This window comes from Pseudonocardia terrae, assembly GCF_021343995.1.
Taxonomy (GTDB): Bacteria; Actinomycetota; Actinomycetes; order Mycobacteriales; family Pseudonocardiaceae; genus Pseudonocardia; species Pseudonocardia terrae.
Genome location: NZ_JAJTTE010000026.1, coordinates 86,455 through 100,070, shown reverse-complemented (window position 1 = coordinate 100,070; position 13,616 = coordinate 86,455). Strand labels below are relative to the sequence as shown.

General features: G+C 67.1%; 11 protein-coding genes. 7 read left to right on the top strand and 4 right to left on the bottom strand.

The features are described 5' to 3' along the window. The 4 genes from LWC33_RS18785 to LWC33_RS18770 all read left to right on the top strand — a co-directional run. Positions 1–468 (top strand): tetratricopeptide repeat protein (locus tag LWC33_RS18785; RefSeq protein WP_233305710.1); only part of this gene is annotated, 468 nt, incomplete at its 5' end. 904 nt (positions 469–1,372) lie between these two features. Next, the gene (locus LWC33_RS18780; RefSeq protein WP_233305709.1) at positions 1,373–2,722 is read left to right on the top strand and encodes a nucleotide sugar dehydrogenase; all 1,350 of its coding nucleotides are present in this window, start codon (positions 1,373–1,375) and stop codon (positions 2,720–2,722) included. A gap of 31 nt (positions 2,723–2,753) precedes the next feature. After that, on the top strand, positions 2,754–4,142 hold the full coding sequence (locus LWC33_RS18775; protein WP_233305708.1) for a glycosyltransferase: 1,389 nt from the start codon (positions 2,754–2,756) through the stop codon (positions 4,140–4,142). 194 nt (positions 4,143–4,336) lie between these two features. Continuing rightward, positions 4,337–5,734 carry a polysaccharide deacetylase family protein gene (locus LWC33_RS18770; RefSeq protein ID WP_233305707.1) on the top strand — a complete coding sequence of 466 codons (1,398 nt, stop codon included), beginning with the start codon at positions 4,337–4,339 and terminating at the stop codon, positions 5,732–5,734. 23 nt (positions 5,735–5,757) lie between these two features. Here the strand turns inward: LWC33_RS18770 and LWC33_RS18765 are convergent, their stop codons facing one another. Both LWC33_RS18765 and LWC33_RS18760 read right to left on the bottom strand, forming a co-directional pair. Then, positions 5,758–6,240: a hypothetical protein gene (locus tag LWC33_RS18765; protein WP_233305706.1), complete on the bottom strand. Its 483-nt coding sequence runs from the start codon at positions 6,238–6,240 to the stop codon at positions 5,758–5,760. 365 nt (positions 6,241–6,605) lie between these two features. Continuing rightward, positions 6,606–7,970, bottom strand: coding sequence for a sugar transferase (locus LWC33_RS18760; RefSeq protein WP_233305705.1), 1,365 nt, complete (start codon positions 7,968–7,970; stop codon positions 6,606–6,608). Positions 7,971–8,446: 476 nt separating this feature from the next. Here LWC33_RS18760 and LWC33_RS18755 point away from each other — a divergent pair, with 476 nt between their 5' ends. Continuing rightward, a complete protein-coding gene (locus tag LWC33_RS18755) occupies positions 8,447–9,772 on the top strand; it encodes a hypothetical protein (RefSeq protein ID WP_233305704.1) in 1,326 nt (441 codons plus the stop codon). Between the two features lie 75 nt (positions 9,773–9,847). Further along, positions 9,848–10,894: an LCP family protein gene (locus tag LWC33_RS18750; protein WP_233305703.1), complete on the top strand. Its 1,047-nt coding sequence runs from the start codon at positions 9,848–9,850 to the stop codon at positions 10,892–10,894. Between the two features lie 10 nt (positions 10,895–10,904). On the opposite strand, the gene LWC33_RS18745 is transcribed toward LWC33_RS18750, so the two are convergent. Both LWC33_RS18745 and LWC33_RS18740 read right to left on the bottom strand, forming a co-directional pair. After that, on the bottom strand, positions 10,905–11,465 hold the full coding sequence (locus LWC33_RS18745; RefSeq protein WP_233305702.1) for a dTDP-4-dehydrorhamnose 3,5-epimerase family protein: 561 nt from the start codon (positions 11,463–11,465) through the stop codon (positions 10,905–10,907). Position 11,466: 1 nt separating this feature from the next. Then, complete coding sequence (locus LWC33_RS18740; protein ID WP_233305701.1) at positions 11,467–12,249, bottom strand: glycosyltransferase family protein; 783 nt, start codon at positions 12,247–12,249, stop codon at positions 11,467–11,469. A 316-nt stretch (positions 12,250–12,565) separates the two neighbouring features. Here LWC33_RS18740 and LWC33_RS18735 point away from each other — a divergent pair, with 316 nt between their 5' ends. After that, the gene (locus LWC33_RS18735; protein ID WP_233305700.1) at positions 12,566–13,555 is read left to right on the top strand and encodes a hypothetical protein; all 990 of its coding nucleotides are present in this window, start codon (positions 12,566–12,568) and stop codon (positions 13,553–13,555) included. Positions 13,556–13,616 lie beyond the last annotated feature (61 nt).

Sequence of the window (13,616 nt, the reverse complement as noted above, 5' to 3'; positions counted from 1 at the left end):
GAGGCGTTCAGTCTGCTGCCGCGGTTCGAGGCGCTGACCCGGGAGGTCGGCGCGGACGAGCTCCGGTACGCGTCGCTGACTGCCTGGCTGCTGCGGCTCGACGGGAGGCTCGACGCGGCTGCGCGCGCTTCGGCTGCTGCGGTCGATCTGCACACCGAGGTCCTCGGGCCGCACGAGGTGGAGACCATGCGCAGCCTCGACGCCCTCGGGCTGGTCCACCTCGCGCAGCATCGTCTCTCCGCAGCAGAGACGATCTTCCTCGACGCCCTCGAGCGGCGGATCCGGGAGCTGGGCGAGGAGCACCTCGACACCCTCGCCGCCCGGGTGCACCTGGCCGGGGCGTTGACGCGCCGCGGTCATTCGTCTGCGGCTGCACATGAGCTGGCTCTGGTGCGGGACGGGGTGCGAGGGGTCGACCTGGAGCACCCGCTCGTCAGGAGGTTGCCGGAGGTGGGGCGGGGCAGGTGATTGTCGGAGGGGACCGTTGTCGGGGCGGTCGGACGAGCGCGGTCCAGCTCTCCCTCCGAGCGCTGGGAGGGGCGGGTCGTCCAGTTCGGATTCGATCTGTTCGACCCGTCCTCCACCGCGACGCAGGTTCCGCATCGGGCTGCGCGGCGACGGGCTGATACCGCCGCGCCAGACATGATCGGCGTCTCTTGTGGAGGGTGATCGGCCGGCGGGACTTCGCCACGTCGGGAAGAATACTCGATCCTCATCGACCGGCAGCTACCAACCGTCCTCGAATTCTGCGTGCAGCAAATCGCGAAGGGCAGTGCTTCTGTTCGGGAGTAGGAGTTCCCAGGCCAACTGGCAACGCGCGTGACTCGAGGTGGAAATCGCTGTTATCGAGGCACGCGCCCCCGAGTTCGTCGCGATCTGCAGGAGCGAGTAGGGCGGTTGTCGACATCTGACGTAGCTGCGCGTGCACCTGAACCTACCTTGCCTCGAGCGAGCTGACGCGAGGCGTAGTCCACTGCCCCATTGACCACGAACGATGTGATCAGAACTACACCCAGACGCAGTAATCGTATGCGTGGCGTAGCCGTGCGAGGACTGCCCGCAGTCGCTAGCGGTGCTCTGGCATCTGGCCGCAGAGGGGCACCTGCCACGCGCTGACGCATCGGATGTCGTAGCGGATACCGCCGTTCAGGTGTACGACGGCCGTTGAGGTGGCGAAAATAATCCGGTACGTCCGTTTCAGGTACTTTCCGCCGGCGGCGGTTTGTCACTCCACTGGTACTGACGGAACCAGCTTGTTTCATGATCCGCAACCGCCGACAAATCACGGGCTGTAACACCGGCAGATGACCTTGCGAGCAGATCACCGATGACTCCCCCCTTGACGCAAGTCTCCCTGCAAACGGAGTGTTGAATGACCACGACGATCGGTGCGGTCCCCCGTCAGTCTGACCGTCGGCAAGATGAACTTTCTGGTGACCTCCCCGTCCCGTTGATCTCTGATGCGGCGGCAACGGGCGCCGTCGCGGTGGTGGGTCTGGGCTATGTCGGACTTCCGACTGCTCTGTCCTTGATGGACGCAGGCAAGAGCGTCGTCGGTTATGACATCAGCGAGGACCGGCTGGCGGCGATCAAGACCGGAAAGGTGGATCTTCCGGAGGAAGATCGCTCCTTCTTGGCGGCCCGCATCGGATCGGAACGCTTCATCCTGACAACGGACGCCGGCCAACTGGGCGCCGTCGAGTCGGTCATCATCTGTGTTCCGACGCCCGTGGACCCACAGTTCGTCCCTGACCTCACCGCGCTCAGGCTGGCCTGCGACGAGGTCGTTCGCAGGGCCGTTGCTGGTCAGACGATCGTGCTGACTTCGACGACCTACGTGGGCTGCACCGACGATCTTCTGGTCGACCCTCTCGTGGCCCGCGGCTTCGACGTCGGCACGGACGTCTTCGTCGCCTTCAGTCCTGAGCGAATCGATCCCGGCGTCGCAGACCACTCCCCCCGGGAGACGCCCCGGGTTGTCGGCGGGGTCACGGCGGAATGCGCGCGCCGCGCCACGGCGCTGCTCCAGCGCACCGCACCCGCTGTCCACGGCGTCTCGTCACCGCGGGCAGCCGAACTGACGAAGCTGCTGGAGAACACCTTCCGAGCCGTGAACATCGCCCTCGCGAACGAGTTCTCCGATCTGACGAGCGGCTTCGGTGTGGACCCGATGGAGGTGATCTCCGCCGCTGCCACGAAGCCCTACGGCTTCATGCCCTTCTATCCGGGTCCGGGCGTCGGTGGCCACTGCATCCCGTGCGATCCCCACTACCTGCTGTGGCAGAGCCGCCGTCAGCGGCGCACTTCGCCGGTGACCGAGGCGGCGATGTGGTCGATCGCAGGGCGCCCGAGGACTGTCGTGCAGAAGGTACGGGACCTGCTGGGCGACAACGCCAAGGCAGTGGGCGGCGCGCGGGTTCTCCTCGTGGGCGTCGCCTACAAGCCGTCGGTGGCGGACGTACGGGAGTCGCCGGCTCTGGAGATCATCGCTGAGCTTCAGGAGGCGGGCGCGGAGGTTCACTACTTCGACCCGCTCGTCGAATCGGTCAGGACACCCCGCGGGCCTCTAATGAGCCACACTTCGCCGGACACCGCGGAGTGGGATCTGGTCATCGCTCACACATTGCAGCCCGGCTACGACTACAGCTGGCTCAACTCCGCCCCGGCGGTGCTTGACACGACGTACCGCCTGCACGATGTCAAGAATCGAAAGATCCTCTGACGTCTCGCGCCAACGGACATAGGTGCTCTGAATGACACAGGTAGAGCCGACCGAGCGCGGGCGTACAGCGCTCGACGTGGTCGACACTGAGACAATCCCCCTCCCACACGTCTTTCCGACGGCAGAAGAGGCTCCCAGTCGCGGTGGTCGGCGAGGCCCCAGAGGGGGTCATCGGATCGAGTGGTGGAGCATCGCGATCGCCCTCACGGTGATCGTGGCGCTCATCTGCGTCGCGAAGGCGTTGACGCTGGAGAACTTCGAGCGCTCCCCGGTCTGGGCCGGCTACAGCATCGTCGTCATGGTCTTCATCTTCGGCAGATTCGTGCTCGCCTGGTGCTATCGTCCCCGACTTCCCCCCGATAGCGAGACCTTCCTGCCGACGGTGGCGATCGTTGTTCCGGCCTATAACGAAGAGGGCGCGATAAGCGCAACGCTCGAAGCGTGCCTGGGGATCAACTATCCGGCTGACAAGTTCCAGGTTGTCGTGGTCGACGACTGCTCCACGGACGCGACGCTCGCACGCATCAGGGAGACGCAGCGACGGTTCCCTGAGCTTCTCGTAGTGCCAGGTCGGGTCAATCGGGGCAAGCGGCACGTCATGGCCGAGGGCATGAAGTACGTTCCGGACGCCGACATCCTGGTCTTCATCGACTCGGACTCCCTGGTTCGAAACGATGCGATTCGGAAGATCGTCCGCTACTTCGCGGACCCGGCTGTGGGTGCCGTGTGTGGGCACACCGACGTCCTGAATGCCGACAAGAGTCTTCTTGCCCGCATGCAGGCGTTGCAGTATTTCATCGCCTTCAATGTGCACAAGTCGGCGGAAGCCCTTTTCGGGTCGGTTACCTGCTGCTCGGGCTGCTTCTCTGCATACCGTCAGGCTGCGCTCTCGCCGATCGTCGAGAAATGGGTTAACCAGCAGTTCTTCGGGCAGCCGAGCACCTATGGGGACGACCGGAGTCTGACCAACTTCCTCCTCCGCGACTGGCGTGTCCTCTACGCGCCCGACGCCAAGGCTCTCACTGCCGTACCCGAGAAGTTGCCGCAGTTCCTTCGGCAGCAGTTGCGCTGGAAGAAGAGTTGGCTCCGGGAGACGATGCGAGCGTCTCGTGTCATGTGGCGGAAGCCGCCGATCATGGCCTTCTTCTACTATCTGAGTGTCGCGCTTCCATTCTTTGCGCCTCAGGTGGTGTTCCACGCTCTGGTCATCTCTCCCTACTTCCTATGGACTCCTCCTGTCTGGTACCTGGGGGGTATCGCGGCGATCGCGCTGTTCTACGGGCTGTACTACCGGATGAAGACTCGGGATCCGGCGTGGTATCGCGGAATATTCTTCTCCATCTTCTACACCGTCCTGCTCGTCTGGCAACTGCCGTACGCCATCTTCACCATCCGTGACTCGAAATGGGGTACGCGATGAGTGCGCCCACGGTGAACCCCCCTTCAAGTAGCTCGGCGAAGCCTCCGAAGCGGGGTTTCCGCTCGCGCGTTGTGCCGCTGCTCGTGACAGTCGGCCTGCTGGCTCTCATCGGGGGCTATCTCGTCGTTCCAGCTATCTGGCAGTGGGACTCGGCATCCGACTACTACGGGAGCCTCCGAGCAGACACTGCCGAGGTGAGCCAACAGATCACCGATGTCGTCGCACCCGCTTCGCCGGGAGACTTGGTGGAGCGGCTACGGACGGCCCCGACGAGTGCGCAGAACGGCCCGATCATTCTGACGTATCACGATGTCGGCCACAGTTCCAGCCCGTACACACTCGCACCCGAGAACTTCGCTTCTCAGATGCGACTGCTTCGCGACGCCGGGTGGACCACCGTGGGTTCTGCCCAGATCGAGGACTGGCTGCAGGGGAAGCCGTTCCCGCCACATGCGGTCGCCATCACTTTCGACGACGGCGCCCGAGGTGTCTGGAAGTACGCCGACCCGATCTTGGCGGCGAACGGCCAGCGTGCAATCGCCTTCATCATCACGGGCTTCGTAGGCACCCGAGCGCCGTACTACATGACGTGGGCCGAGCTCGCCCAGATGCAGGCGAGTGGGCGGTGGGACCTCGAGGCTCACACGCATGTCGGCCACGTACAGGTGCCGACTGACGCGGCAGGAGACCAGGGTCCGTTCCTGACGAGTCGCGAGTACCTGCCCGCTCTGGGCAGGGCCGAGACGCTCGACGAGTACGTCAACCGGGTCCGGTCCGATCTCGCAGAGTCGAAACGGCAGCTCGTCGCCCACGGGTTCCCCGAACCCCGCTTGTTCGCCTACCCCTTCTCCGCCTACGCACAGGACGACACGGGCAGCCATCTGACCGACATCGTGAAGTCCCTCTTCGATGCCGCCATGCTGGACCAGGCCGGGGTAGCCGCGTCGACGAGTACCGCAGACCTCGCCGATCGCCATCTGACCCGAATGGACACCACAGCCGACGAGTCGCTGGAGGGATGGACCGACAAGCTGATCCAGGGAAGCCCGCTCGACCCGGCCGACTCGACGCCGTTCTCCCGCCCCGAGAGCTGGGCGGCGCCGAACGAAAGCCCACTCCCGTTGACCGTCGTGAACCAGTCGGCAGTCCTCGACCCGAACCCAGGGGAGTACACCAGCCGGATGTTCGCGCCTGTGCAGACCCGCCTGTGGCGCAAGTACACGGTCGACGCCGACCTCGGCAACTTCCGTGAACCCGACGACGGGACGACCACCGGTCTCATTGCGCTGGCTCAGGACCCGCAGCAACTCGAAGTCGCAGTCGGTGCGGCAAACTTCCAGGTGACCGAGGGCGGCGCGGAGAACAGTCGGATGCTGGCCTCCGGAGCGCTACCCGTCCAGGTCAGCCATCACGTGACGATCAAGGTCGAGACAGAGTCGGCTCTCATCTCCGTGGACGGGCGACAAGTCTTGTCGGTCGCTCTCCGGCCTGCCGCAGGCGGCTTCGGTCCTGCAGGCGGAATCGCCCTCTCGGCAAATCGGAGTCATGTCGCAAGTCCTGTTCCTGTCGTCTCTCGGCTCACGGTGAGCTGACGCCGACCACGAAGCCGAAGTGATCAGGAAGGCGAGTCGGTCGGGGTGACCACGATGTCTTTGAAGTACAGCTCGGCATTATCCCCTCGAATGCCGACTCGACCGCTCGTGAGAGGCGAACAGCCACCTATTCCGGTGTCGTGTGCCTCCAGTCGGTAGCCGTCGCGAGCCGCTGAGATCGTGACCGATCCATCCCGAGCGGTCGTGGAGCTCACGAGGACGTCCTGCCAGTGTCCAATGGGCACGGGGGCGTCCTCGTACTCCTCGACCAGGTCGGTATAGGTTCCGCCGTTGCTCGGGCCCCCCGGGCACTTCTTCTTGATCGCGAGCCGGCCGTCCCGGCGGTCGACACTGACCGCGTAGAGCTCGTACTCCGATCGGTAACCCACCCAGATGTGCGCGCCGTCGTAGTCTTGTTGCGGTGTCCGCTCGGTGGTGACGAACCCGTTCACCAGTAGTTGCAGGTGAACCGTCACGTTCACGAACCCGTCGGCCTTGGACACCATGCGGAACACGGCTGAGCCGTTGTCACCCGGCTGAGAACCGTCGTCGGGGATTCCGGTCCATCCGCGCCCGTCGGATCGATAAAGCGAACCGCTCGTCAACGTCCAGGGCGACGAGTCCTCGGAGCCCGGAGCTGCGACCACACCATCAGGACCGCTGAAATCGTCCGTGAATCCCTGAGGACCGTCCCCGCTGACACACCCAGCCGCGAGGATGGCAGTGAGTGCAAGATTGCCAAGGGCTCGCGTCCCTCGTCCCGAGATCACTCGCCAATGATGCACCATCGTCGGCCGACGAAGCCGACTCCGAGCGGAGAGACTCGAAATTGTAGCCGGCACTTTCCTTTGCCCGGGGACGGCGCTCTGGCTCAGTACGCTCCGCGGCTGCGCAGGACAGCCCCGATCGTCTTCCACAGGATCGTCAGGTCCAGTGCCATGGACCAGTTTTCGACGTAGCGCAGGTCGAGGCGGACCGACTCCTCCCAGGAGAGGTTGCTGCGGCCGCTGACCTGCCAGAGCCCGGTCATGCCGGGGCGGACCAGCAGGCGGCGGCGGGCGACGTCCTCGTAGGTCGCCACCTCGGCCGGGAGCGGCGGGCGCGGACCGACGAGGGACATGCTGCCGCCCAGGACGTTGAGCAGCTGGGGGAGCTCGTCGAGCGAGTACTTCCGCAGCACCGCGCCGACCCGCGTGATACGCGGGTCGCGGGTCATCTTGAACAGGGGGCCGGCGGCCTCGTTGGCGGCGCGGAGCTCGGCGAGCTTCGCCTCGGCATCGACGACCATCGAGCGGAACTTGACCATCCGGAAGCTGCGGCCGTTGGTGCCGACGCGCTCCTGGCGGAAGAACACCGGGCCGCCGTCGAGCTTCACTGCGACCGCGATCGCGAGGAAGACCGGGGCGGCGAGCAGGAGGAGCAAGCTGGCGACCACGCGGTCCATGGCCGTCTTCACCACGCGGGCCGAGCCGGTGAAGCGGGGCTGGGACAGTCGCAGCAGGGGGAGGCCGTCGACCGGGGCGATGTGCATGCGCGGGCCGGCGATCTCCATCAGCCCGGGGGCGACGGCGAGCTCGGTCTCGGTGCCCTCCAGCTCCCAGGCGAGGCGGTGCAGGCGCTTGGGGCCCCAGCCGGGCGCCTGGCAGACCGAGACCACGTGGTAGCCCTGGCCGATCACCGCCGGGCCGACGGAGTCGAGGTCGCCGACGACCGGGACGTCCTCGATGGCCGGCGTGCCCTCGAGGCCGCTCCCGGTCGGCGTGCAGGCAGCGTCGATACGCCATCCGAAGTGCAGGTCGCGGCGGGTGCGACGGATCATGTCCGCCACTGCGAGCTCATCGCCGACGGCGAGAACCGACAGCATCGCGCGCCCGCGACCGCGCTGGTGGTGGAGCCACTTCCGGACAGTGAAGCGGCCGACGGCGACGAGGAAGCCGATCAGCGGGACCCAGAGGAACACCCAGATCCGGACGGAAGCGACCAGCTGGGTGAGCCCGCCCAGGCCGAGCACGACCGCCGCCCAGGCGACGGCGCGGCCGAGACGCTTGAACTCCGTGCTGCCGACACCGAGAACCCGACCGTCCCAGGCCCGGGCCAGTGGCATCGTCACGATCATCAGGACGGCGGCGATCGCGCCGCAGACCAGCTGAGCGCGGTCGGCGGCGAACTCGCCGGTCCAGCCCACGAGCACGGCGAGGATCGTCGCGACCAGGACGATCCCGACGTCGCTGAGCATCACCAGCGAGCGCAGGCGGCGTTGCCAGCGGACCGAGCTGCCTTCAGGGGCGGCGGGACGTCCGGGAGACGGCTGCGCGCCCCGCTGAGGAGGAACGACGGGAACGCCGACAGGCGCGGCGACGTCGGACGGGTTGAACACGATCTGGAGCCCCCCAGAAAGATCCGATAGTGCGATCTCGGTCGAGGGGTCGCCGCCACGGCACGGCTCGTCCACAGAAGGAGACGGCCGGGGACCGAGGGGGAGCGATCCGGCAAACGTCGATCATCCGGCTTGTCGCCCACCCGAGTGGTGGTGTTACCGAATGTCACGAACTCGGTGAAGCTTCATCAAGTTGCGGTAAGTGCGATGATCCGGAGCAACCCTGACAGCTTCTCCCGCCGTGCCCGGTTCCTCCTGAGGACTTCCTGTGTCTTCCCCGGTCACGGCGTCGAGGCGGCGGCGCGAGGGGGAGCCTGCATGTCAGCCTCGCGGCCGTGCTCGTGCTCCCCACACCGACCGCCACCGACGCTCCGCCCCGACGGAGAACCGCTCTGCTCGCCGCCGCCGGCGTGTGTCTGCTCGGCGGGCTCTACCTCTGGCGCGGCCTCGCCGTACCGCATCCCGTCGCCGGGCAGTCCGAGGCCGGGCTGACGACCTGGTTCGGCGTCGACCGCTGGGCGTTCGTCGGGCGGGGGTGGGCGATCACCTTCGCCTCCCTCGCGGCGGCGGCCGGGCTGGCGGTGTGGCGGTGGCCGGAACGAGTCCACACGGTGGCCGCGGACGTGGCTGTCGCGCTGGGGCGGAGGACGACGCGGCTGGTCGTCGCGGTCGTGGGCGTCGCGCTGTTCTGGATGCTGAGCGACCACACCGAGAATCTCGACGGCTCGCTGTTGCAAGGCAAGTTCGAGGCTTCGCCGGGCGGCTTCGCCACGCACGACGAGATGCTCGAGCTCTTCCTGCACTCCCGGCTCTGGGCCGGACTGCATGCGCTGTGGGGTTGGGACGTCGCGCAGACCTACCGCCTCGTCTCCTGTCTCGCCGGGGGAGCGGCGGTGCTGATCGCGCTGCGCATCGCGCGCCGCTTCGACCAGCCGCTGCTGGTCCTGGGGCTCCTCGCCGGGGGCGGCTGGGTGATGGTGTTCTTCGGCGACGTCGAGAACTACACGCTCACCGCCGTCGTCGCGCTGGGGTACCTGGCCGGGGCACTGAGGTTCCTCGACGACGAGGACGCGTCGCTCTGGCCGCTGGGCCTGCTGCTCGGCCTTGGTGTGCTCTGCCATCTCGAGACGCTCGTCCTCGGGCCGTCGCTGCTCGTGCTGGTCGTCCTTGCGGTCCGACGGGGCCGGAAGCTCGACGGGATCCTGGCCCTCGCGGCCGTGCCCGCGGTGCTCGGCCTGGGACTGTGGTGGTTCGACAGGCACGGGCTGCCGATCGCGCAGCTGACCTCCGGGAGCCAGATCTCCGCGCAGGGCGGTGACTGGTCGCGCTTCCTCTTCCCCGTGGGAGCCACGGGCTGGTGGCTGCAGCTTCAGATGCTGCTGCTGCTCGCGCCGGCGGTCCTGCTGCTCCCGGCCTGCCGGTTCGCCGGGCGGCGCTGCCTGTTCTTCGGCGTCGCGTCGGCGGGGGCGCTGCTGATGGTCGTGGTGTGGCGGGCACAGCTCGGAGTGTTCGACGACTGGAACCTCTACGCGATCGCCGCGCCGCCGTTGATCCTTCTGGTCGTCTCCGGCCTGCGGCGGGTGAGCGCACCGTGGATGACGGCGTTCGTCGTCCTCGCCGGCACCCAGGCCTTGGCGTGGGTGCTGGAGAACCACGCGTAGTCAGAACTGCGTAATCGTGTAACGACTCCCGCCACTTCCCGGACAAGACGATCGAGGTCGTGAGACGGGAGAGGCATGCACGAGGATCAATCCACGGTGGTGCTCGACGCCGTCGCGAGACAGAGCCGGAGAGGCCGCCGGATCCTGATCGGCCTGCTCGCCACCCTTCTAGCACTGGTCCTGGCGGCCGCGGCGGCGATCTACGCGGTGACGGAGCGCCTGGGCAACAACGTCAGCCGGGTACCCGACGCCTTCGCCGGCATCCCCGCCGACGCGCGCCCCGTGGCGTCGTCGGGCACGACGTTCCTGCTGATCGGGACGGACACGCGTTCGCCCGACCCGACCACCGGCACGGACGCGCCGGCCGGCGTGGACGCGGGCTCCCAGCGCAGCGACGTGATCATGCTGGCCCGGGTGGCCGCCGACGGCAGCACGGCCGCCGTCACCTCGATCCCGCGGGACAGCTGGGTCGACATCCCGGGTCGCGGCAAGAACAAGATCAATGCCGCCTACGCGTTCGGCGGTGCGCCGCTGCTGATCCAGACGGTCGAGAACCTGACCGGCGTGCGCGTCGACCACTTCGGGGTCGTCGACTTCGCGGGCTTCCAGGAGATGGTCGACTCGGTGGGCGGCATCGACGTGCGGGTCGCGGCGGCGACGAGCAACGCCGGCGTCGACTTCCACGAGGGCCTCAACCACCTCGACGGCGCGCAGGCGCTGGCGTACGTGCGGCAGCGTTACAACCTGCCGGGCGGGGACCTCGACCGCGCCAAGCGGCAGCAGAACGCGCTCAAGGCGCTGCTCACCAAGGCAGGCGGCGACCTGTCCGACCCGGTCGGCCTCTACAGCCTGGTCGACGCCACCAGCCGAACCGTCAGCGTCGACGACACGTTGACCAACGGCGGCCTGCGCGACCTGGCCCTGGAAATGAAGGGGCTGCGGCCGGGCGGGGTGACCTTCACCAGCGCCCCGGTCGCGGGCCTCGGACGCGAGGGCGCCCAGTCCGTCGTCTACCTCGACGAGCAGGCCGGGACGCCGCTCTGGTCCGCCTTCCGCGACGGGACGATGGCGCAGTATGTCGCCGCGCACCCGGCAGAGGCGTTGGCGGGCACGCCGAACTGACGGAGGACGATCAGACTCGTGTGCCGGCATGCAACTGCCGCACGAGGTCGTCCCATGTCCCGGCCTCGAGATCCCGGCGGCTGATTGCTGTCACCTCCAGCGGCCATGTGATCGCCAGGGCCGGATCGTCGTACCGCACTGCGACGTCCTCGGTCGGGTCGTGCTCGCGGTCGATCCGGTAACAGACGTCCGCCCACTCGGTGAGCGCCTGGAACCCGTGCAGCAGGCCCGGTGGCACATAGACCTGTACCAGGTCGACGTCGTCCAGCCGGATCCTGGCGACCTGGCCGAAATCGGGCGAACGTGGCCGGGCGTCGACCAGGACGTCGAGCACCGCCCCGCGGGCGCACCGCACGAGCTTGCCTTCGCCGCGGCCCACCCGTCCGTGCAGACCGCGGATGGTCCCGCCCCGGGAACGTGACTGGCTGTCCTGCACAAAGGCGCACGGATCGAGGCCGTACTCGAGGGCAAGGGCGCACTCGAAGGTGCGGGTGAAGAAGCCCCGATCGTCATGGTGCGGAGTGGGGGTGAAGAGCAGGACCCCTTGCAGGGGTCCGGACGTCACCTTCACCTCAGCAGGCCGACCGCGGTCGCCACGGCATCCACGGGGTCTGTCCGGCCTGGTACAACGCCTCCAGGGCCACCCGCTCCTTCACGGTGTCGGCGGGGTGCCAGAAACCGCTGTAGAGGTAGGCGGCGAGCCGGCCCTCCTTCGCCAAGGCGGCGCAGGCATCCGCCACCAGATCACCGTTCTCAGGGATGTAGTCGAAGATCTCGGGGCGCATGACGAGGTAGCCGCCGTTCTCCTGAATGGCCATGTCCCGGAGCGCGGTGATCGACTCGACCCGGTTGCCGTCGGTGATGTCCACGACGTGGAACGCAGCCTGCGGAGGAACCGCCAGCAGTTGGGCAACCGCATCCGGGTTGGACTCGAACTGCGACACCATGGCATCGATGGGTGCATCAGTGAGCACGTCGGCGTAGTTCGCGAGGAACATGTCCTCGCCCTCGAGGTAGGGGCGAACCCGCCGGAGCCGTTCACCGATGGCCGAGTCCTGCCCCGTGTCGACGAAGGTGATGCGCCAGTCCGCGATGTCGCTGTCGAGCAGCTGCACCTCGCCGCCCTGCAGGACGAAGTCGTTCGACGCGGCTTCGTCATAGCGTAGGAAGAAGTCCTTGATGTGCTGGCCTCCGTAGCCGAGGCAGAGCACGAAGTCACGGTGGCCGTAGTGGGCGTAGTACCGCATGACGTGCCAGAGAAGTGGGCGCGGACCCACCGGGACCATCGGCTTCGGTGTGCTGGTCCCGTCGCGCATCCGCATCCCGTAGCCGCCGCAGAAGAGCACGACCTTCACTGTGATGCCCCCAACTCCCGGATCTGTCCACTCCGATGTCAGGTCCGGTCCAGCGCCGGACCTGCTGGCGTACTCGCCACCGTCGGCGGTGGTGTTACCCGATCAGCCGGTGTGATCGTCACTGAAAGTGGTCAACAGTCTCCACGCTAGGCTTTTCGAGAGTTCATGCCTCCTGATATAACCCGGTCTAGTCACTTTGCGTGACTGTAGGCCGCAGTGGAGCGCTCGATCGGCGCGTAACGAAGCCCTGGCTGTGCACGACCACATCGGCCTCACGCTCTGGTCAAGTCAACCCTTCCCCGCCAGGAGCTGGACGATGCAGCAGTCGATGCCAACGGCGCACAAGGAGCCCGTCGACCTGAAGGTCGGCGAGATCGTGGAGGTGCGCAGCCGCGAGGAGATCCTCGCCTCGCTCGACGAGCGCGGGGAGCTCGGAGCGCTTCCCTTCATGCCGGAGATGCTCCAGTTCTCCGGGCGGCGGTTCCGCGTGGACAAGCTCGCGATCAAGGTGTGCGACACCATCGACTGGTCCGGGATGTACAAGATGGACGACGCGGTCCATCTGGCCGGGGCCCGCTGCGACGGCTCTGCGCACGGCGGCTGCCAGGCCGGGTGCCTCCTCTATTGGAAGAAGGCTTGGCTGAAGCGCGTGGACAGCCCCGATCCGGGCGGCGAGGAGCCCTCCGGCGGGATCACGGAGGACGAGCTCTCCGCCGCCGCGCGTCAGTCCGACGACTCCGGGGGAGCCGTCTACTCGTGTCAGGCGACCGAGCTGATGCGGGCGGCCCCCACGTTCCTTCCGTTCTGGGACGTCCGGCAGTACGTCCGTGATGTGCGCTCGGGTAACGCAGGCGCCTGGGCGACTGTGCGCAGCGTGGTCGTGGGCGCGTTCAACAAGTACCAGGATCTGAGCAAGAACGTCCTTCCCCGGGCTCTTCGGATCCGTGACGGCCTGCGCTTCCCGTTCATCCAGGGGCGCCTCCGGCGAACTCCGACCGGTGCGCTCGATCTGCAGCCCGGGGAGTTGGTCCGGGTGAAGTCCGTCGAGGAGATCGTCGGCACGCTCGACGCCGAGAACAAGAATCGCGGGATGTCGTTCGACCGGGAGATGCTGAAGTACTGCGGCCGCGAGGCTCGCGTGCTCCGACGGGTCGAGCGGATCATCGATGAGAAGACCGGCCGGATGATCGAACTGAGGAATGCGTGCATCGTCCTCGACGACGTCGTCTGCACGAGTGACTATCACCGAAGGTGTCCAAGGGCTGTCTACGCGTATTGGCGCGAGATCTGGCTCGAGCGGGTTTGACGCTGTGCGGCGTCACGGTCTGACTGGTCCCTTCGGGTGGTTGAACGTCGGGATGCTCACG

Bases quoted from the DNA above. Each gene is read 5' to 3' on its own strand.
- LWC33_RS18765 (WP_233305706.1), bottom strand. From the start codon at position 6,240: ATGGTGTCCAAGGCCGACGGGTTCGTGAACGTGACGGTTCACCTGCAA.
- LWC33_RS18780 (WP_233305709.1), top strand. From the start codon at position 1,373: ATGACCACGACGATCGGTGCGGTCCCCCGTCAGTCTGACCGTCGGCAA.
- LWC33_RS18750 (WP_233305703.1), top strand. From the start codon at position 9,848: ATGCACGAGGATCAATCCACGGTGGTGCTCGACGCCGTCGCGAGACAG.
- LWC33_RS18760 (WP_233305705.1), bottom strand. From the start codon at position 7,970: ATGCTCAGCGACGTCGGGATCGTCCTGGTCGCGACGATCCTCGCCGTG.
- LWC33_RS18735 (WP_233305700.1), top strand. From the start codon at position 12,566: ATGCAGCAGTCGATGCCAACGGCGCACAAGGAGCCCGTCGACCTGAAG.
- LWC33_RS18775 (WP_233305708.1), top strand. From the start codon at position 2,754: ATGACACAGGTAGAGCCGACCGAGCGCGGGCGTACAGCGCTCGACGTG.